The sequence below is a fragment of the Cognatishimia activa genome, assembly GCF_001458335.1.
GTDB lineage: Bacteria > Pseudomonadota > Alphaproteobacteria > Rhodobacterales > Rhodobacteraceae > Cognatishimia > Cognatishimia activa.
In genome coordinates this window covers 618,306-636,400 of the sequence record NZ_CYTO01000009.1, presented here as the reverse complement: position 1 = coordinate 636,400, position 18,095 = coordinate 618,306, and the positions used below count along the sequence as shown (strand labels likewise).

Sequence of the window (18,095 nt, the reverse complement as noted above, 5' to 3'; positions counted from 1 at the left end):
AACTCCCGAAATTCAAATCAGTTGGTTTATGCCAGCTTCTCAGCAGCGGCTTTTACATCATCTGGTGTGCCCACGGCGGTACATGCAATCGCACGATCAATGCGGCGCACCATACCTGAGAGCGCTTTGCCTGCGCCGATTTCGTAAATCTCGCTCACGCCTTCGCCGCTCATCCAAGCAACAGATTCACGCCAGCGCACAGAGCCAGTCACCTGCTCAACGAGCAAAGACCGGATCGTCGCCGTATCGGTCACCGCTTGGGCGCGCACATTGGCGACCACTGGGACCGTTGGGCGTTCGATATTCACATGTGCCAAGGCTTCCGCCATGACTTCCGCCGCCGGCTGCATCAATGCGCAGTGAAATGGTGCACTGACTGGAAGCAAAACCGCGCGTTTTGCGCCTTTTTCTTTTGCCAGCTCGACCGCACGTTCCACGGCGGCTTTGTGGCCTGACACCACAACCTGGCCCGGATCATTGTCATTGGCTGCTTGGCAAACTTCGCCCTGGGCCGATGCCTCGGCAACTTCTGCAGCCGCTGCGAAATCCAGCCCCAGAAGAGCCGCCATCGCGCCAACGCCGACCGGCACCGCCGCTTGCATTGCTTCACCGCGTGTCCGCAAAAGACGCGCCGTATCTGCGATGGTCAAAGAACCTGCCGCTGCGAGCGCTGAGTATTCCCCCAAAGAGTGGCCAGCCACATAGGACGCCGCCTCAATGGAAACCCCTTCCGCCTCAAGCGCTTTCATTGCGGCCAGGGATGTGGCCATCAAAGCGGGTTGGGCGTTTTGGGTCAGGGTCAGCTCGGCTTGGTCGCCTTCCCAAATCAAAGTGCTGAGTTTCTCACCCAGAGCCTCATCCACTTCATCAAACACAGCCTGTGCCGCTGGATAAGCCTCGGCCAAAGCTTTGCCCATGCCGATGGTCTGTGCGCCCTGCCCTGGAAAAACGAATGCTCTGCTCATGAGAACTCCCAAATCTTTGCGTTTTATCCGCAATACCGTGTGCTGTGCAGGACTGCAATGTCATTGCGCGGGCTCGCACGGAGTTTCAGATTGCGCGCCCCTTTGCGCAATGGCTCAACATGCGTAGTCTAGACAAAGCCAATCAACCCGCAGGACCCTTTGATGAGCCTTACAAATTCCCACGCCAATTACGGCAGTATCGCCAAGGTCTTCCATTGGATGACCGCATTTCTGATCCTGAGTGCTTTCGCCCTTGGACTAATCGCCCAGAACCTCCCGTTTGAAACCAACGATCAGCTTTCATTAAAAGCCAATGTGTTTTCGGCTCATAAGACTGTGGGCATTTTGGCTTTCTTTACAGCGTTTTTCCGAATTCTTTGGGCAATCACCCAAACGCGACCTGGCTTGCTGAACGCAGACAATAAGCTGGAAGCGACCGCAGCAGAGACCGCGCATTGGCTTTTATACGGCTCCATGTTGCTTGTTCCGCTGACTGGCTGGGTTCATCATGCATCCACCACCGGTTTTGCGCCGGTCTGGCTGCCTTTTGGGAACAACCTACCTTTCGTGCCGAAGTCGGAAGCGGTTGCGAGTTTCACCGCGACGCTGCACTTCTTATTGGTCATTGTGCTGGGGTTGACCATTCTGGCCCATATCGGCGGCGCTATGAAGCACTTCGTGATCGACAAGGACCAGACACTGCAACGCATGCTCCCTGGTCGTACGCCTGAATTAGAGGTCGCCCCTCACGGTCGCAGCGTTGCGCCCATCGCGGCAGCCCTTGCAGTATGGGCGATCGCGATGACCGTCGGAGCCTTTGGCGGTTTTTTCAATTCACATGACCATGAGGCTGAAGCCGCTGAGCTCGCTCAAGTGGACTCCGATTGGCAGGTTGCTGAAGGCACGCTTGAGATTGACGTTTTGCAGTTTGGTTCAAACGTCACGGGGACTTTCGCGGATTGGACAGCGCAGATCAGCTTTGAAGAAGAAGCCGTCGATGGTCGTCATGGCGACGTCACTGTGGAAATTGCCACAGGCTCGCTGACTTTAGGATCAGTGACCGATCAAGCCATGGGCGCAGACTTTTTTAATGTTGCCGAGTTTCCGACAGCGACCTTTGCTGCGGAGCTGGCCCCGTCCCCTCACGGTGATGACGAGTATATTGCGGATGGGACGCTGACGTTGAAAGGGGTCGCTATGCCTTTGCAGCTGGTATTTCAGTTAGAGATCGACGGTAACACGGCCTCCATGCGCGGTGAGACGTCTATCCAACGCCTGGATCATGGGATTGGTGTAACCATGAATGACGAAAGCAATCTTGGCTTTACCGTCGGGGTGTCCGTCGCACTAACCGCCGAACGACAAGAGTAAAAAAGAAAACCCGCCGGATCGCTCCGGCGGGTTTGTTTTTAGGACGTGATGACAGGTCTTAGCCTGCCTTCGTCGCCTCAATAGAAATGGTCACTTCAACTTCGTCGCTGACGAATGGTGCGGCCATGCCAACGCCATAGTCAGAACGCAACAGAGTGGTTGTGGCGTCAAAGCCAGCCCAAGGCTTGCCCGCCTGTGGGTGATCGCCGGTTTTGTTCAGTTTCGCATCCAGAACCACGGATTTCGTGATTTCATTGATGGTCAAATCGCCAGTGATCAAAGCCGTGTCGTCGCCGGTCACCTCGATGCCGGTCGAAACAAAGCTTACGGTTTTATCATCAGATGCGCCCAGTAGGTCTGGAGACATGAAATGACCGAGGCGCTGTTCCCAGCCTGTGAACATGGTTGTCACAGGAAACGCGACGGACACAGAAGACTCTGCAGGCGCGTCTTGATCAAACATGATCTCGCCTTCAAAACCAGAGAACATGCCGTAGGTGGTGGAGTAACCTAAGTGATTGTAAGAGAAAACGATTTGGCTATGGCTCGCGTCCAAAACATACTTTTCTGCTTCGGCATGAGCCAGCGTTGCAGCAGCCATCATACCAGCTGCGAGGATAAGAGATTTCATGGATAAGTTCCGTGGTTGATTACACTGAAGCCACATGAACATGTGTAGCGTGAAAATCCTATTCACGCTCACTCAACAATTTTTGTGCAGATCCGCACAGGCGGTCTCTTGCCAAATCGCAGATAGGCTGAGCAGTCAGGCCGTTGCGTGCAGGCGCGCGGCCTCTTGGCGCAACACGGCACGGGCATGGCCATCAAGATGAAGATCAAAGAGCGGCGCATCCTGCTCGTCTGACATCGCTGCCACAGGCCCTTTCAGCGTCAAAACGGAGCCCCTCGGCGCAATACGGTCAAACTGACGCTTAAATCCACGGCGAAGCCCCTTGCGCGAGGCCATCTTCCATTCTTGCGTGGTACGGTCAAAAACCAGTTCGACTGGCCGGCTGGCACCGCCAACGCGGGCAAAGCTGACCCCAATCGCGATCAACAGGACGCCCATCATCGCCTTCATGACCCCAGCAGTTTCGGTTTCAAAGCCAGGCAACACCCAAAGCGCGGCACCAGCGGCAACCAGTCCAAGGCCGATACCGACAGAGACAGTCCGGCGCACGGTTTGGTACAGAGAGTTAAACAACTGAAAGCTGTTGGAGGGCGCGACTTCTATCACCATGATTGACCCGACTTTCTTCAGGAATTAACGATGTTTGCAACCTGCGACCCGAAAACGGCACAAATTGGGCAAAGACCTCTGAAATGTGGCGGAAACAGTTTGTTTCAAATCCCAAAAACGCTTGCTTAAATCGGGCAATTCGCTATACAGCGCCATCCTTTTTGCAAATATTTAGAACCGCGCAGTCTCTCGTGGGTGAGGCGCAGGAAGGTTAATGTCTCGCTCTTTGAAATGCGCTTGAAATGAACTGGAGTTCACATGCCACTGTATGAGCATGTTTTCATCTCGCGTCAGGACTTGTCCAACACGCAAGCTGAAGGTCTTATCGAACATTTTGGTTCCGTACTCTCCGACAACGGTGGTTCCATCGTTGAGTCCGAGTACTGGGGCGTGAAAACGATGGCCTACAAAATCAACAAGAACCGCAAGGGCCACTACGCTTTCTTGAAAACAGACGCACCTGCGCCTGCTGTTCAAGAAATGGAACGCCTGATGCGTCTGCATGACGATGTTATGCGTGTTCTGACCATCAAAGTTGACGAACACGGGGAAGGTCCGTCTGTTCAGATGCAAAAACGTGACGATCGCGGCGACCGCCGTGAGCGCCGCAACTGATAGCGCGAAGAAAGGACAGTAAACCATGGCTGCAAAACCATTTTTCCGCCGTCGTAAGGTCTGCCCATTCTCTGGTGAGAATGCGCCTAAGATCGACTACAAGGACACAAAACTTCTGCAACGCTACATCTCTGAGCGTGGCAAGATTGTTCCTTCCCGCATCACTGCGGTTTCCGCCAAAAAACAGCGTGAGCTGGCCCGTGCAATCAAACGCGCGCGCTTCCTCGCTCTGCTGCCTTACGCCGTGAAATAAGGAGAGACTGTTATGCAAGTTATCCTTCTTGAGCGCGTGGCCAAACTGGGCCAAATGGGCGAAGTTGTTGATGTGAAGCCGGGCTACGCTCGTAACTTCCTGCTGCCACAAGGCAAGGCGCTGACAGCGTCTGACGCCAACGTAGCATCCTTTGAGGCGCAAAAAGCGCAACTCGAAGCACGCAACTTGGAAACCAAGCAAGAAGCAGAATCCCTGGGTGAGAAGCTGGCTGGCCAGCAGTTCATCGTGATTCGCTCCGCTTCCGATGCTGGTGCACTTTACGGCTCCGTTACACCTCGTGACGCAGCAGAAGTTGCAACCGAAGCAGGCTTCACCGTTGACCGTAAGCAAGTTGCTTTGATCTCTCCGATCAAAGACCTGGGCTTGCACAACGTAGAAGTTCGTCTGCACCCAGAAGTCTCTGTTGAAATCGAACTGAACGTTGCCCGTTCCGAAGAAGAAGCAGAACTGCAAGCGTCCGGTAAATCCATTCAGGAACTGGCCGCGGAAGCAGAAGCAGAAGCAGAATTCGAAATCGCCGAACTGTTCGACGATATCGGTTCCGCAGCAGCTGACGACGACAACCTGGTTGAAGACGCACCTGCAGAAGAAGCTGAAGCGGACGAAGAGTCCTAATCTGCTTTGTAAGAATAGGCGTCGCGCCCACAGGCGCGCCGCCTCGCATGCAAGCCAGTGCTGAATGATTCAGCACACCACTACTCTAAGGCGAAGAATTTGCCCTGACGCCATAATTCAGGCAGAAAGGCTTGCAGAATAATAAAAGTCGCCTCGAGACGGATCGCTCCCCGCTGTCTGTGTCGTATTAGTAGTTAGAACCACAGGTGAAGTATGAATAAGATCGATGTCTTGGTTGGCAAAAGGATCCGTGCGCGTCGCCACGCTATGGGTATCAGCCAAACAGAACTCGGCGACGCTATTGGCGTTAAGTTCCAACAGATTCAAAAATATGAAACCGGTGCAAACCGAGTGAGCGCGTCCCGTCTTTGGGCGGTCGCCGAAAAGCTTGGGGTGGATGTTGTTTACTTCTTCGAAGGCATCAAACGCTCTGATGACGCAGCGGATATTGCTGGGTCCCCTATTGATAAAATGGAATTTCTGTCAGATCGTGACGCTATCGAAATGATGGAGCTCTACCGCAAGCTTCCCACCAGTCAGCGCAGTGCTGTTTTGGCCTTCATGCGGTCTATGGCGCTGGACGCCGGCAACAACCTGAGTGTCGCGAACTCCTGATCGCGGCACTTGCGACTTGGGAGTGAAGAGGTCAAAACTTGGACCTGATTGATCTAAACACACAGCCAGAGAACGAAGCGCGCTTTCCCGCGTTTATCGACGACCTGTGCAACAAGCTCGATATAGAGTTTGCATCCTATGCGGCCATGAGCCCGATTTCAGGAGACGTACGTTTTTACGCCAATTACCCAGCCAGCTGGGTAGATCACTATTCAAAGAACGAATTGCACCACGTGGATCCAGCAATTCACATGAGTGCAAAAAGCGTTGCGCCAGTGGACTGGCAACGTTTCAACCGCGATGAGAATTTTGATCGCGTTTTTGGATCTGGCCGCGATTTTGGAATTCCTGACGTTGGTCTATCGGTGCCCATCCGAGGCCCGTTTGGGGAATTTGGGCTCCTGAGCGTGTCAAAGAATTGCAGTTTGGACACCTGGCAAAATCAAAAGCGCCAGATCATCGGTGATCTGCAAGTTGCTGCGGTGCACATGCATGACAATGTCATGCAAACCGAATTGCTGCCGCGATATTTTCTGAGACCACAGCTGTCTTTGCGCGAAAAGGAAATCCTGCAATGGGCTGCGGCTGGTAAGAGCCAGCAAGACATCGGTGACATTCTCTCAATTTCCCACCGCACAGTAGAGGTACATCTGCGCAGCGGACGAGAGAAGCTGAATACCCTCACAACAGCGCAAGCGGTCGGCAGAGCCGTTGCCTTGGGATTGATTTACCCTGGTTAGGTGCCTCTAATTTGGTCTCTGATCTTCGTTATCGAGCCCAATCCAATTGCTAATCGCGTTAGAATTTTAAGCTAACTTTAGCCAAATTTACCGAAAATTAGGAGAACTACGGGAAACCCCTAATAGCGTGGCGTGTTCCGCTGAAGGATTATTAACCACGAACAACCATTGGGTAGGGGTGGCCATGATCACAGTCATTGATGCGCTAAACGAAGCCAAATTCACTCAAGTTTTAGATGAAGTTTATCAACTTCGCTCCAGGGTCTTTTCTGACCGGTTAGGTTGGGCGGTTGACGTAAAGGACGGAAGAGAATTCGACCTTTATGACAGCCTTAACCCCGCTCACTTGGTTTGTCTGGATGACGATGGCGACGTCGTGGGCTGTATGCGCTTGCTGCAGACGACGGGGCCAAACATGTTGGCTGATATCTTTTCTGACCTTTTGGATGGCGAGCCGCCGCTCCGATCCACTCAGATATGGGAAGCCACTCGCTTTTGTATCGACACAGAGAAATTGAAAGGTGGCAAATGCCGGAACTCGATTTCGCACTATACGTCTGAGTTGATGGTGGGTGTTTTTGAATATGCCAAATCCGCAGGGATCGCGGATATTGTCGCCGTGATTGATCCGGTGATGAACCGAGTGATGAAACGGTCTGGCAATGCGCCATACGACTATATCGGCAGCACCAAACCCATGGGGGTGGTCAAAGCCATGGTCGCCTTAATGGACTGTACCGAAGAACGCATCACATCCATTCGCGAATTTGCAAATATCAATCACGATGTTTTCTTGGACGACGACACCGCGCTCGAATTATTTGAGGAAGGCCAAGAAGCGAAATTACGCGCCCATTCGATCGCGGCAGAACCTATGCCTGAAATCGTGGCACCCTCACCAAAAACATCGGATTTGCAGCAATATTGTTATGAACAATTCCTAAACGCCCAAGATGACAAGGACGCAGTGGCCGCTGCACGCCTGCTTTCAATTCTGGCCGAGAAAATTGGCACCGATGATCCTGCAGAGCTGCAACGTATGGCGCGCAGCTTACCGCAGCGCCGACAGCCTCTTGCTGCGCCCTCTTCCAAAAGCGTTCTTCCGTCCGCACAGGCTTAACTGAGATCCGTCTGATCATCCCCCAGACGGGTTGCGTACCCCAACGACGCAACACACCGGGGGGCGCTTTATTTAAGCGCCCCCCTTTTGTATTCAAAGTTTGGTTTCAAAGCGCATAGGCCGATCGAAAACAAAAAAGGCTGCCCAATTCGGGCAGCCTTTTCATTCTCACTAGGGCGGAAAGACTTATTCGTCTTCCAGCGCCTCAACTGCCTTTTGCAGATCGTCCTTGGAAACCTCTTTGTCAGAGATCTCAGCCAGTTCGAAAACATAGTCCACAACTTTGTCTTCAAACAGTGGCGCACGCAGCTGCTGCTGCATCTGTGCGTTTTGCTGAACGAACTCAAAGAACTGACGCTCTTGGCCTGGGTACTGACGTGCTTGGTTCATGATCGCTTGGGTCATTTCCGCATCGGTCACTTCAACCTCTGCTTTTTGGCCCAGCTCTGCCAGCAACAGGCCTAGGCGCACGCGACGCTCTGCCAGTTTTGTGTGCTCTTCAGTTGGCTTGATCTCTGGGTGGTCGTGACCTTCCACCTCAGGGTTCTCTTCGTGCCACAGCTGGTGCGCGATTTGACCCGCTTCCGCGTCCACCAGGGATGGCGGCAAATCGAAGGACACTTTCGCGTCCAGCGCATCAAGCAGCGCACGCTTCTGAACCTGACGGGACGCACCTGCGTATTCCGCTTCCAGACGCTCACCCACTTGGGTTTTCAGCGCGGCCAGATCTTCGGCACCAAATTTGGTCGCCAGCTCGTCATTGATTTCCGCAGCAACCGGCTCTTTCACTTCTTTGATGGTGCAAGAGAAGACCGCTTCTTTGCCCGCCAAGTGCTCGGCTTGGTAATCTTCTGGGAAGGACACAGTGACGTCTGTCTCTTCTTCCGCTTTCACGCCAACCAGCTGCTCTTCAAAGCCAGGGATGAATTGACCGGAACCCAGCACCAGTGGGAAGTCTTCGCCTGCGCCGCCGTCAAAGGCTTCGCCGTCGATTTTACCAACGAAATCCATGACCACTTGGTCACCGTCTTTCGCTTTGGAGCCCTTACGACGCGCTTTGAAGTCTTGCGCTGTTTCCGCGAGGTTTGCCAATGCTTCGTCAACATCCGCATCTGCCGCTTTCACAACCAGCTTCTCCAGAGAGATAGACTTCAGGTCAACTTCTGGGATCTCTGGCAGAGCCTCGTAAGACATTTCGACGTTAACGTCGTCGCCTTCTTTCCACTCTTCGCCGTTCTTCATTTCGACTTTTGGCTGCAGAGCAGGACGGTCACCGGAATCCTCAAAGTGCTTGGACATCGCGCCATCAACAGCTTCTTGCATGGATTCACCCAGCAAACGCTGACCGAATTGCTTTTTCAGCAGAGCCATAGGCACTTTGCCTTTGCGGAAACCTTTCATTTCGATTTCCGGCTGTGCTTCAACCAGCTTTTCGTTGACTTTTTCTTCCAGCTCAGCGGCGGTGATGACGATATCGTAACCGCGCTTCAGGCCTTCATTCAGGGTCTCGGTGACCTGCATTGTGGCATCCTTCTTAAAGTTGGGCGGTATTGTGCGCCGCAGCCTAATAAATCAGAGGCTCTAATAGGGGTTCTTACGCAGTGGCGCAAGGCGAATGTGGGTCAAAAAGACGAACCGACAGAGTTCCGCCAAAGCATCTCTTCTTAGCCGCTGATCTATCGATGAAATCTAAAGAAGAAGTGGTGCGGGTGAAGGGACTTGAACCCCCACGCCTTGCGGCGCCAGAACCTAAATCTGGTGCGTCTACCAATTCCGCCACACCCGCATCCGGTTGAAACGACTCTCTCAAGCGTTTCGTTCGGGCTACCTAGCAAAGCTCGAAACCGGATGTAAGAGGAAAAATGCACCTTACAGCCCTAAATCGCGAAACACCGCCGGGAGCTGTTCCGGGATATCCTCGGCGATCAATCCGGGCCCGAACTTCAACGCGCATTCCACATGCAACCACGCGGCGGTTTCGGCGGCCCCCATGGGATCAAACCCTCTCGCCAAAAGCCCCGTAATAAAGCCCGCCAGCACATCGCCAGAGCCGGCTGTTGCAAGCCATGGGGCGGATCGCTCGTAATGGGCGGAATTGATCGAACAGCGCCCATCGGGCGCAGCAATCACCGTATCCGCCCCTTTGAAGAGCACCACGCACCCTGCCCGCTTTGCAGCCTCGCGCGTTGCATCGACCTTGGAATAGGCCGGGCCTTTTGTGGGCACCGCGTTAAGCTTTTCAGAAATATCCGGGAAGAGCCGCGCGAATTCGCCGCCATGGGGCGTCAGCACGCATTTTTCATGGAGCATTGCAAAGAGCGCATTCGGTTCATCTGCAAAGGCTGACAAAGCATCCGCGTCGAGCACCGTAGGCCGGGCTTGCTGCCCGGCATCCAACGCAGCCGCAACCAATGGCTTCGCGCGATCTAGCCCTAAGGCTGGGCCAATGCACAGCGCGTTGATGCGTTTGTCTTCAAGCGCCGCCGAAAGATCGGCCGCGTCATCAACCGTTTTCATCATGATTGATGTGACTTGTGAGGCCACCTCTTGGCACGCATCTTCGGGAACACACAATGTGACCAGACCAGCACCGACCCGAAGCGCTCCGCGCGCCGCAAGACGGGCGGCACCTGTGTGACCACGTTCACCGGTAAGGACGACCGAATGGCCATTCCCAAACTTGTTTTGATCCGTTAATTTTCTGAGCCAATCTTGATGGGCTGCTTGCAACAGCTTGCAGATTTGTCGCCAATTTGATTTTCGCCACTCATGTGATGGCCGCAATCCTATGTCTTTGTTGACAACTTTCCCGCATTTCTCAACCGCATCTCCTATAAAATGCCCAAGCTTTGGTTGATGGAAACATACCGTGATGTGTGCCGACGCAGAGAACCGCCAATGCTCATCCCGATGTGGGAAATCTCTTCCGCTGTCTGCACATACTCCGCTCGGAAAATCGATCGCGACAATTGCCGGTCTTCCGATCTCATGTAGAGGCTCTACTTGGAAGCAATCGACCATATCTTCCATGTTCCAGAAGAGCTCACCTAAATCAGGAAGCGCTCTTGTCGTTCCGGTGCCAAACAAGGCGTCAATCAAGAGGTCGCAACTCCAGCCTTTGTTCATCGCGCAAACAGAGACGTCGTTCACCTCCCCCAGATCCGTCCACCGCTCATAATTTACCCGCGCGTCAGGCGGCAGCTTTTCAGCCTCCCCATACAGAAACACCTCAACCGCCCAGCCCCGCTCATGCAAGAGCCGCGCCACGACAAACCCGTCACCGCCATTATTGCCCGGCCCGCACAAAACCCCCGCACGAAACGGCACTTCTTCTTTGTCTAAATACTCCGGGGAGCCCGAGGGGCTGGCCCCTCGGCCACTTGCGCCCGCCAATTCCGGCCATTCTTCAAAAATGGCCTCAACCACTCCCTGCCCCGCGCGCTCCATCAATTCCAAACCGGTGACCTCACCGGAATCAATCGCCGCTTGTTCAATGGCGCGCATTTGGGCAGCTGTTAAAAGTTCAGTCATTTAATTCCTCAGATGTTAGGCTCGCGAGATTCAATTCAGCTCAATTTGAATCCATATTGCCTATTTTTTAATCACCACTTACAAATCAGGCCTGCGCGCATAGCCCGTGTCATCTTAGCCAATTGTGACCCCGCCGTGAAAGTGGGATCAGCAATTCAAGTATCTTTCAGGTGAGGAGTCCCCGATGAAAAAGATCGAAGCGATCATCAAGCCCTTCAAATTGGATGAAGTCAAAGAAGCCTTACAAGAGGTAGGCATCCAGGGTCTTTCGGTGATCGAGGTCAAAGGTTTTGGCCGCCAAAAAGGACACACAGAACTGTACCGTGGTGCAGAATATGTGGTGGACTTCCTGCCAAAGGTGAAAATCGAAGTTGTTCTGGATGACGACATGGTCGACCAAGCGGTTGACGCCATCGTAGATGCGGCAAAGACCGACAAAATCGGCGACGGTAAGATTTTCGTCAGCACAATTGAACAAGCCATCCGCATCCGTACCGGTGAATCCGGCTCTGATGCACTTTAACCAATCATAATTATCTGTAACCGAAAGGGATGAGAGAATGAGCGCAGACGCGGTTCTCAAGCTGATCAAAGACGAAGAAGCGGCATATGTCGACATTCGTTTCACTGATACACGCGGTAAACTTCAGCACGTAACTGTAGACGTTGACCTGGTCGACGAAGACTTCCTTGAAGAAGGCTTCATGTTTGACGGTTCCTCCGTTGCCGGCTGGAAATCCATCGAAAACTCCGACATGAAACTGATCGTAGACACAGAGTCTGCATATGTTGATCCGTTCTATGCGGAAAAAACAATCTGCGTGCACTGCTCTATCGTTGAACCAGACACGGGTGAAGCCTACGAACGTGACCCACGTGGCACAGCGGAAAAAGCAGAAGCATATCTGAAGTCTTCCGGTATCGGTGACGCGGCTTACATGGGCCCAGAAGCTGAATTCTTCCTGTTTGACGACGTTCGTTTCTCTAACTCCATCAACAAAGTATCCTACGAAGTTGATGCTCAGGACGCGTCCTGGAACACAGACACAGAATACGAAATGGGCAACACAGGTCACCGTCCTGGCATCAAAGGCGGCTACTTCCCTGTAAACCCAACAGACGACGCACAGGACATTCGTTCCGAGATGCTTTCCACTATGAAGCGTCTGGGCATGAAAGTGGACAAGCACCACCACGAGGTGGCAAGCTGTCAGCACGAGCTGGGTCTGATCTTTGACAGCCTGACCAAGCAAGCGGACGAACTGCAGAAGTACAAGTACATCATCCACAACGTGGCGCAGTCTTACGGCAAATCCGCAACCTTCATGCCAAAGCCAATCTACGGCGACAACGGCACAGGTATGCACGTGAACATGTCCATCTGGAAAGATGGCAAACCATTGTTTGCAGGCGACAAATACGCTGATCTGTCCCAAGAAGCTCTGTACTTCATTGGTGGTATCCTGAAGCACGCGAAAGCGCTGAACGCCTTCACAAACCCATCCACCAACTCCTACAAGCGTCTGATCCCAGGCTTTGAAGCACCAGTTCTGCGCGCATATTCTGCACGTAACCGTTCTGGCTGTGTTCGTATTCCTTGGACTGAATCTCCAAAAGCGAAGCGCGTCGAAGCACGCTTCCCTGACCCATCCTCCAACCCATACCTGTGCTTCGCAGCGCTGTTGATGGCTGGTCTGGACGGCATTCAGAACAAGATCGATCCAGGCGAAGCTATGGATAAGAACCTGTATGATCTTCCAGCGGAAGAACTTGCAGATATCCCAACAGTCTGTGGTTCCCTGCGCGAAGCGCTGGACGAGCTGCAAGCGGACATGGACTTCCTGCTGGCCGGTGACGTGTTCACCAAAGACCAAATCGAAGGCTATATCGAGCTGAAGATGGAAGAAGTCGAACTGTACGAACACACTCCACACCCAGTGGAATTCGGCATGTACTACAGCTGCTAATTTCAGCAAATCGATGCAAAAGGCGCTCTTCGGAGCGCCTTTTTTATTTTTTAGCTTCGTTGCTTGCCCGACATGTTGACGCTTTAAACGTTACATTACTATCAAAAACCAAGCCTTGTATTTTCTTGAGATTGTTTCGTTAGATGGGGATTTCTTAATGAATTCTTCGACCAGAATTGAATGGATGGATTTGGCCAAGGGGATGAGCATTTTCCTAGTGGTCTTGTTGCATTGTGAGTTGAGGTTACGCAGCGAAGAACTTTCTAGTTCATTCTTTGTGTCGGTCTCTGATTTATTTAATCCGGTCAGAATGCCTTTGTTTTTTGCGGTTTCAGGTTTTCTAGCCGCTTCAAGTATCAACAAAAGCTGGCGCGATCTGCTGTCACGCAAGGTCTGGCGCTTTGTCTACATTTACGCGCTATGGTCCATTATTTTTATCGTAGCGTTTCTATTTATCCGACCAATCAATGGCGAGATAACTGCATGGGAACAAGTTTCGGTTTGGTTGGAAAGTTTTTTCCGCCCCGAGTTCCCCATTTGGTTCATCTGGGCGCTTGCCTTCTACTTTCCTATCGCAAAACTGGCGACGCTAAAGCCGAAGATCGCAACCGCAGCTTGCATAATTCTCGGGTTTGTCGGAGCGTCTTCCTACCTGAAAGGCGAACTGGGATTTGCGTACACACAAGAAAGTCTTTTTCTATATTTGCCTTTCTTCGTAATCCCAGCACTTTACGGTCAACTCGCGATTCATTGGGTCTCTGAAAACCCAATAAAACTCGCCATTATTGCCGCGATAATATCTCTTTTTGTCTATTTGATGCCAAGCATCCCAAGCTATAGTATAGACCACGGAATTTCCTACTCTCTCGCAAGGATTGCTGGTCTATGTGCGGGAATTTCGATCTCTGTGTTTCTATGCAAGACACGTTTTCTCAGCGCGCGCTTCGTATATATGGGAAAAAACTCTCTGCAAATTTACCTTATCCACCCGCTGTTGATTGCGATAATTGTCAACTCCTCTGATTTGGAAGCCTTGCCATACTTTGCGCATTACGGTGTTGCTTTGCTTGCGATTACGGTAACCATAATCTGTTTGATCTTAGGTAATTCGTTCAGGAAGGTGGGAGCAAACTGGCTATTTGAACCAACTGGCGTGTTTGGAAATCTGCCCAAAAAGAGGTTTGCTTGATTGTAGAACCGGCATTCAAAAATTAGATCAGACCCTCAAAAAAGTATTCTGAAATTCGCGCTTTGGATACCATCCAGAACACTTCTCAATTCCAGATGAGCTTTAGACCATTCTAAATCGATACCGTGCCAGTTCCTGTTCAAAATTTCTTCCCGATGCGTGTGCAGCATCCGCATTCTTCCTATCCCAATTCATTTGATTTAAGATGACCGGATTTCTTCTCCTTTTTTGAATGACCATAAATATTACCCGTTTCCTCACCACGCCTCACCATCCCGTGACAAAGCTGAAAGGTCCCTTGGGTTTTTCTCTCAGTTCGCCCAAGTTGAATGACGAAGGAGAAAGGATCGACCCAAGTATGACCACGGAACGTATCACATTTATGGGCCATAGCGGCGAGAAGCTGGCGGCGCGACTGGATGTACCCGATGGGCCGCATCTGGCGACGGCGCTGTTTGCCCATTGCTTTACCTGTTCCAAAGACATCCCTGCAGCGCGGCGCATTGCGGGTCGTTTGGCAGCCATGGGCATCGCGGTTTTACGTTTTGATTTTACAGGGTTAGGCCATTCTGAAGGTGAGTTCTCTAACACCACATTCTCATCCAACGTAGCCGACCTCCACGCCGCGGCGGCCTATCTGAAAGAACGCGGCATGGCACCCAATATGCTGATTGGGCATTCATTGGGCGGGGCGGCGGTGTTGCGGGCAGCGGGTGACATGCCGAGTGTGAAAGCCATTGCTACGCTGGGCGCACCGTTTGATCCGCATCACGTGACCCATAATTTTGGCGACGCGTTGGATCAGATATCTGAGGCAGGTTTGGCGGAAGTGGATCTTGGCGGACGCCCTTTCACGATCCGTAAAGAATTCGTCGAAGATATCACCGACCAAAAACTGGCCCCGGCGATTGCCGATCTAAAGCGCGCTTTGCTTGTGATGCATGCGCCATTGGATAATGTGGTCGATATCAGCAATGCCGCAGAAATTTTTGGAGCGGCAAAACATCCTAAGAGTTTTGTCACCTTGGATGACGCAGATCACCTGATCAGCCGCCCAGAAGACGCGGAATACGCCGCAGAGGTGATTTCAGCTTGGGCCGCGCGCTATTTGACGCTCACCCCTCCTGCCCCGCCGATTGGCGCGCCAGAAGGGGTCGTGCGCGTGGCAGAGGCCGACGCGGCTGGGTTCTTGCAAGACGTAAATTCCGGGCCGTTTCATCACACGGTTGCGGATGAGCCTTTGGCCTATGGCGGCACCAATAAGGGCATGACACCCTATGGGTTTCTGAGCGCGGGTCTTGGGGCTTGTACCTCCATGACAATCCGCATGTATGCGCGGCGCAAAGGTTGGCCACTGGACCATGTTTGGGTCGATGTCAGCCACAATAAGGTGCACGCACAGGATGCAGGCACGGGTTCTGGCGAGCGGATCGACAGCTTTAGGCGCGTGATCCATTTGATTGGGGACTTGGATGCAAGCCAACGGGCGCGATTGCTTGAAATCGCTGACCGCTGCCCAGTGCATCGCACAATGGAGAAGTCCAGCCATGTGGTCACAGAACTGGCTGAGGACTGAGATACGAGAGGGGGCTTCGCCCGGTTTTCGTTTTAGGGGGCTTCGCCCCCGGGCGAACAGGTTCGCCCTCCCCCAGAGTATTTCTGCAAAGGTGAATAGGATTAGGGGCGCGTGTAGCGGCTGAGCATCACATAGTCTTTGCGAGGGCCTTTGACAGTCCAGCTTGCTTGCCAATTTGGCCAATCTGAAAAGTCATAGGCAACGTTGTAGTTGTCAGGATCACATTGATGGTGATCCTTTGGCGTTGGGGTTTCGAGCGCGACCGCGTGGAAGTAGCGATTGTCGTCAAAATGAACGGCGATTTGCCCCGCACCATTTGGAAGCCAAAAGTAGCGCCTTGTGGCGTGCATTGGGGCGGACCCAGGAAAGGTAATTTCCATCGTCTCATTGTAGATAAGGCCGTCCCCAACCTGATCAGACTGCATTGTAAAGACTGCCTCGCCCGCGGCTGTGATTTGGGTGTTTGCGATATGATCTTCGATCTCACGCGTGACCCGCCACGCCCCTACGAAGTCGCTCAGCTGACTTGGGGGCATTTTGTTAGCGCCTTTCATAGCAAGCAGGCAGGAAATCCCGCCTCAAAGGCCATAAAAACAGGGGAATTTGTGCAATCATCTAGTGCGCCGCCTTGTTCCTTACCGTCCCCCAGTCTATACGGCCTGCGACATCTCTTAAAGAACACAAGGCTGTGACATGATCCCACGTTATTCCCGCCCAGACATGGTGGCCATCTGGTCCCCTGAAAGCAAATTCAAGATCTGGTATGAGATCGAAGCGCACGCCTGTGACGCACAAGCGGATCTGGGGGTTATTCCACGGGAAAATGCCGACGCGGTTTGGAAAGCCAAAGACGTGGATTTCGATGTAGCGCGCATTGATGAGATCGAAGCGGTCACAAAACATGATGTGATTGCGTTCCTGACCCACCTTGCGGAACATGTGGGTTCTGAAGAAGCGCGTTTTGTGCACCAAGGCATGACAAGCTCAGACGTTCTGGACACCTGCCTGAACGTCCAACTGGTGCGCTCTGCGGATATCCTGATTGAGGATATGAAAGGCCTGCTGGCCGCGCTGAAAAAGCGTGCGATTGAGCACAAAGACACTGTTCGCGTCGGCCGCTCCCACGGCATCCACGCAGAGCCAACCACCATGGGTCTGACATTTGCGCGTTTTTATGCGGAAATGGACCGCAACTTGGATCGCCTGAAAGCAGCACGCGAAGAGATTGCAACGGGAGCGATCTCTGGCGCGGTTGGCACATTCGCCAATATCGACCCTGCGGTTGAAGAACATGTTTGTAAGAAACTGGGCCTGAAACCAGAGCCGATCTCCACTCAGGTCATTCCACGCGACCGCCACGCCATGTTCTTTGCCGTGCTGGGTGTCATCGCCTCCTCTATTGAAAACGTCGCGATTGAAATCCGTCACATGCAGCGTACCGAAGTGCTGGAAGGCGCGGAGTTCTTCTCTATGGGCCAAAAAGGCTCTTCTGCGATGCCACACAAGAAGAACCCGGTTCTGACAGAAAACCTGACCGGTCTGGCCCGTCTGGTCCGTTCTGCTGTGATTCCAGCGATGGAAAACGTGGCGCTGTGGCACGAGCGTGATATCTCACACTCTTCTGTAGAGCGCGCGATTGGCCCTGATGCCTGTGTGACCCTTGATTTCGCGCTGGCGCGTCTGACCGGTGTGATCGACAAGATGCTCGTCTTCCCAGAGAACATGCTGGACAATATGAACAAATTCCCGGGTCTGGTGATGTCTCAACGCGTGTTGCTGGCATTGACCCAAGCAGGTGTTTCCCGCGAGGACGCCTATGTCATGGTTCAGCGTAACGCGTTGAAAGTTTGGGAATTCCGCACAGATTTCCGCGAAGAGCTGTTGGCGGACGGTGATGTTGTGAAAGCCTTGGGCGAAGACGGCATCAACGAGAAGTTCAACATGGACTACCATACCAAACACGTGGACACGATTTTCAAACGTGTGTTTGGCTAAGTCGAACCAACCATAGAATTAGAAAAGGCCCGCGCATCTTGCCGGGCCTTTTTTATTCGCAAGTTTGAGTGCTCTAGCGCAGCTCTGCCGCAGCTACGATAGGGCCAAAGCCCTGACGCTGAACGATCACGACAACTGGCGCATCACCGGGCACGTTCGTGCGCAGGGTTTTCGCGCGCCGCGCGTTCCATTCACCAACCGTTTTCCAAGACGTCACAATATTGTGGTAAGAAAGCGTCCGACCCGCGTTTTCGCCGCGTTTGATGGCGACCGTCTCTTTGG

The 18,095-nt window shown here is 52.8% G+C and carries 19 protein-coding genes and 1 tRNA gene; 12 read left to right on the top strand and 8 right to left on the bottom strand.

What is annotated here, in order from left to right; all coding sequences use genetic code 11:
- Nucleotides 1–26 precede the first annotated feature (26 nt).
- Nucleotides 27–965, bottom strand: a complete 939-nt coding sequence (gene fabD, locus TA5113_RS07635) for an ACP S-malonyltransferase (RefSeq protein WP_058315718.1) — start codon at nucleotides 963–965, stop codon at nucleotides 27–29.
- Nucleotides 966–1,127: 162 nt separating this feature from the next.
- Here fabD and TA5113_RS07630 point away from each other — a divergent pair, with 162 nt between their 5' ends.
- Entirely contained in the window at nucleotides 1,128–2,336 is a 1,209-nt protein-coding gene (locus tag TA5113_RS07630) for a cytochrome b/b6 domain-containing protein (RefSeq protein ID WP_058315717.1), read from the top strand.
- Nucleotides 2,337–2,394: 58 nt separating this feature from the next.
- Here the strand turns inward: TA5113_RS07630 and TA5113_RS07625 are convergent, their stop codons facing one another.
- Nucleotides 2,395–2,967: a YceI family protein gene (locus TA5113_RS07625; protein ID WP_058315716.1), complete on the bottom strand. Its 573-nt coding sequence runs from the start codon at nucleotides 2,965–2,967 to the stop codon at nucleotides 2,395–2,397.
- A gap of 135 nt (nucleotides 2,968–3,102) precedes the next feature.
- Nucleotides 3,103–3,576 carry a hypothetical protein gene (locus TA5113_RS07620; RefSeq protein WP_058315715.1) on the bottom strand — a complete coding sequence of 158 codons (474 nt, stop codon included), beginning with the start codon at nucleotides 3,574–3,576 and terminating at the stop codon, nucleotides 3,103–3,105.
- Between the two features lie 258 nt (nucleotides 3,577–3,834).
- Between TA5113_RS07620 and rpsF the strand changes: the two genes are divergently transcribed.
- The 6 genes from rpsF to TA5113_RS16635 all read left to right on the top strand — a co-directional run bounded on the left by rpsF (nucleotide 3,835) and on the right by TA5113_RS16635 (nucleotide 7,555).
- Nucleotides 3,835–4,191: a 30S ribosomal protein S6 gene (gene rpsF / locus TA5113_RS07615; protein ID WP_058315714.1), complete on the top strand. Its 357-nt coding sequence runs from the start codon at nucleotides 3,835–3,837 to the stop codon at nucleotides 4,189–4,191.
- A gap of 25 nt (nucleotides 4,192–4,216) precedes the next feature.
- On the top strand, nucleotides 4,217–4,444 hold the full coding sequence (gene rpsR, locus TA5113_RS07610; RefSeq protein ID WP_009805008.1) for a 30S ribosomal protein S18: 228 nt from the start codon (nucleotides 4,217–4,219) through the stop codon (nucleotides 4,442–4,444).
- Between the two features lie 12 nt (nucleotides 4,445–4,456).
- Nucleotides 4,457–5,080 (top strand): 50S ribosomal protein L9, encoded by a 624-nt coding sequence (rplI, locus tag TA5113_RS07605; protein ID WP_058315713.1) that lies wholly within the window; start codon nucleotides 4,457–4,459, stop codon nucleotides 5,078–5,080.
- Nucleotides 5,081–5,293: 213 nt separating this feature from the next.
- Entirely contained in the window at nucleotides 5,294–5,695 is a 402-nt protein-coding gene (locus TA5113_RS07600) for a helix-turn-helix domain-containing protein (protein ID WP_082625915.1), read from the top strand.
- Nucleotides 5,696–5,733: 38 nt separating this feature from the next.
- A complete protein-coding gene (locus TA5113_RS07595) occupies nucleotides 5,734–6,435 on the top strand; it encodes an autoinducer binding domain-containing protein (RefSeq protein ID WP_058315712.1) in 702 nt (233 codons plus the stop codon).
- Nucleotides 6,436–6,619: 184 nt separating this feature from the next.
- Nucleotides 6,620–7,555, top strand: coding sequence for an acyl-homoserine-lactone synthase (locus TA5113_RS16635; RefSeq protein WP_082625914.1), 936 nt, complete (start codon nucleotides 6,620–6,622; stop codon nucleotides 7,553–7,555).
- A 186-nt stretch (nucleotides 7,556–7,741) separates the two neighbouring features.
- On the opposite strand, the gene tig is transcribed toward TA5113_RS16635, so the two are convergent.
- The 3 genes from tig to TA5113_RS07575 all read right to left on the bottom strand — a co-directional run bounded on the left by tig (nucleotide 7,742) and on the right by TA5113_RS07575 (nucleotide 11,086).
- Nucleotides 7,742–9,076: a trigger factor gene (gene tig, locus TA5113_RS07585; RefSeq protein ID WP_058315711.1), complete on the bottom strand. Its 1,335-nt coding sequence runs from the start codon at nucleotides 9,074–9,076 to the stop codon at nucleotides 7,742–7,744.
- Between the two features lie 180 nt (nucleotides 9,077–9,256).
- A tRNA-Leu gene (locus TA5113_RS07580) sits at nucleotides 9,257–9,341 on the bottom strand.
- 83 nt (nucleotides 9,342–9,424) lie between these two features.
- Nucleotides 9,425–11,086, bottom strand: coding sequence for a bifunctional ADP-dependent NAD(P)H-hydrate dehydratase/NAD(P)H-hydrate epimerase (locus tag TA5113_RS07575; RefSeq protein ID WP_058316666.1), 1,662 nt, complete (start codon nucleotides 11,084–11,086; stop codon nucleotides 9,425–9,427).
- Between the two features lie 184 nt (nucleotides 11,087–11,270).
- Here TA5113_RS07575 and TA5113_RS07570 point away from each other — a divergent pair, with 184 nt between their 5' ends.
- The 4 genes from TA5113_RS07570 (at nucleotide 11,271) to TA5113_RS07555 (ending at nucleotide 15,818) form a co-directional block, all read left to right on the top strand.
- Nucleotides 11,271–11,609, top strand: a complete 339-nt coding sequence (locus TA5113_RS07570; RefSeq protein WP_058315709.1) for a P-II family nitrogen regulator — start codon at nucleotides 11,271–11,273, stop codon at nucleotides 11,607–11,609.
- A 37-nt stretch (nucleotides 11,610–11,646) separates the two neighbouring features.
- On the top strand, nucleotides 11,647–13,053 hold the full coding sequence (gene glnA, locus TA5113_RS07565; protein WP_058315708.1) for a type I glutamate--ammonia ligase: 1,407 nt from the start codon (nucleotides 11,647–11,649) through the stop codon (nucleotides 13,051–13,053).
- Nucleotides 13,054–13,210: 157 nt separating this feature from the next.
- The gene (locus TA5113_RS07560) at nucleotides 13,211–14,242 is read left to right on the top strand and encodes an acyltransferase family protein (protein ID WP_058316665.1); all 1,032 of its coding nucleotides are present in this window, start codon (nucleotides 13,211–13,213) and stop codon (nucleotides 14,240–14,242) included.
- A 358-nt stretch (nucleotides 14,243–14,600) separates the two neighbouring features.
- A complete protein-coding gene (locus TA5113_RS07555; RefSeq protein ID WP_058315845.1) occupies nucleotides 14,601–15,818 on the top strand; it encodes a bifunctional alpha/beta hydrolase/OsmC family protein in 1,218 nt (405 codons plus the stop codon).
- A 101-nt stretch (nucleotides 15,819–15,919) separates the two neighbouring features.
- Here the strand turns inward: TA5113_RS07555 and TA5113_RS07550 are convergent, their stop codons facing one another.
- On the bottom strand, nucleotides 15,920–16,354 hold the full coding sequence (locus tag TA5113_RS07550) for a DUF6314 family protein (protein ID WP_082625925.1): 435 nt from the start codon (nucleotides 16,352–16,354) through the stop codon (nucleotides 15,920–15,922).
- Between the two features lie 157 nt (nucleotides 16,355–16,511).
- On the opposite strand from TA5113_RS07550, the gene purB reads away from it, so the two are divergent.
- Entirely contained in the window at nucleotides 16,512–17,813 is a 1,302-nt protein-coding gene (gene purB / locus TA5113_RS07545) for an adenylosuccinate lyase (RefSeq protein ID WP_058315705.1), read from the top strand.
- Nucleotides 17,814–17,886: 73 nt separating this feature from the next.
- Here purB and TA5113_RS17175 read toward each other — a convergent pair.
- The coding region (locus TA5113_RS17175) for a DUF1223 domain-containing protein (RefSeq protein ID WP_258953916.1) at nucleotides 17,887–18,095 on the bottom strand (209 nt) is incomplete at its 5' end.

What these genes read in the sequence shown, in the direction of transcription:
- fabD (WP_058315718.1), bottom strand. Translation starts at nt 965, where the DNA reads ATGAGCAGAGCATTCGTTTTTCCAGGGCAGGGCGCACAGACCATCGGC.
- TA5113_RS07630 (WP_058315717.1), top strand. Translation starts at nt 1,128, where the DNA reads ATGAGCCTTACAAATTCCCACGCCAATTACGGCAGTATCGCCAAGGTC.
- TA5113_RS07625 (WP_058315716.1), bottom strand. Translation starts at nt 2,967, where the DNA reads ATGAAATCTCTTATCCTCGCAGCTGGTATGATGGCTGCTGCAACGCTG.
- TA5113_RS07620 (WP_058315715.1), bottom strand. Translation starts at nt 3,576, where the DNA reads ATGGTGATAGAAGTCGCGCCCTCCAACAGCTTTCAGTTGTTTAACTCT.
- rpsF (WP_058315714.1), top strand. Translation starts at nt 3,835, where the DNA reads ATGCCACTGTATGAGCATGTTTTCATCTCGCGTCAGGACTTGTCCAAC.
- rpsR (WP_009805008.1), top strand. Translation starts at nt 4,217, where the DNA reads ATGGCTGCAAAACCATTTTTCCGCCGTCGTAAGGTCTGCCCATTCTCT.
- rplI (WP_058315713.1), top strand. Translation starts at nt 4,457, where the DNA reads ATGCAAGTTATCCTTCTTGAGCGCGTGGCCAAACTGGGCCAAATGGGC.
- TA5113_RS07600 (WP_082625915.1), top strand. Translation starts at nt 5,294, where the DNA reads ATGAATAAGATCGATGTCTTGGTTGGCAAAAGGATCCGTGCGCGTCGC.
- TA5113_RS16635 (WP_082625914.1), top strand. Translation starts at nt 6,620, where the DNA reads ATGATCACAGTCATTGATGCGCTAAACGAAGCCAAATTCACTCAAGTT.
- tig (WP_058315711.1), bottom strand. Translation starts at nt 9,076, where the DNA reads ATGCAGGTCACCGAGACCCTGAATGAAGGCCTGAAGCGCGGTTACGAT.
- TA5113_RS07575 (WP_058316666.1), bottom strand. Translation starts at nt 11,086, where the DNA reads ATGACTGAACTTTTAACAGCTGCCCAAATGCGCGCCATTGAACAAGCG.
- TA5113_RS07570 (WP_058315709.1), top strand. Translation starts at nt 11,271, where the DNA reads ATGAAAAAGATCGAAGCGATCATCAAGCCCTTCAAATTGGATGAAGTC.
- glnA (WP_058315708.1), top strand. Translation starts at nt 11,647, where the DNA reads ATGAGCGCAGACGCGGTTCTCAAGCTGATCAAAGACGAAGAAGCGGCA.
- TA5113_RS07560 (WP_058316665.1), top strand. Translation starts at nt 13,211, where the DNA reads ATGAATTCTTCGACCAGAATTGAATGGATGGATTTGGCCAAGGGGATG.
- TA5113_RS07555 (WP_058315845.1), top strand. Translation starts at nt 14,601, where the DNA reads ATGACCACGGAACGTATCACATTTATGGGCCATAGCGGCGAGAAGCTG.
- TA5113_RS07550 (WP_082625925.1), bottom strand. Translation starts at nt 16,354, where the DNA reads ATGCCCCCAAGTCAGCTGAGCGACTTCGTAGGGGCGTGGCGGGTCACG.
- purB (WP_058315705.1), top strand. Translation starts at nt 16,512, where the DNA reads ATGATCCCACGTTATTCCCGCCCAGACATGGTGGCCATCTGGTCCCCT.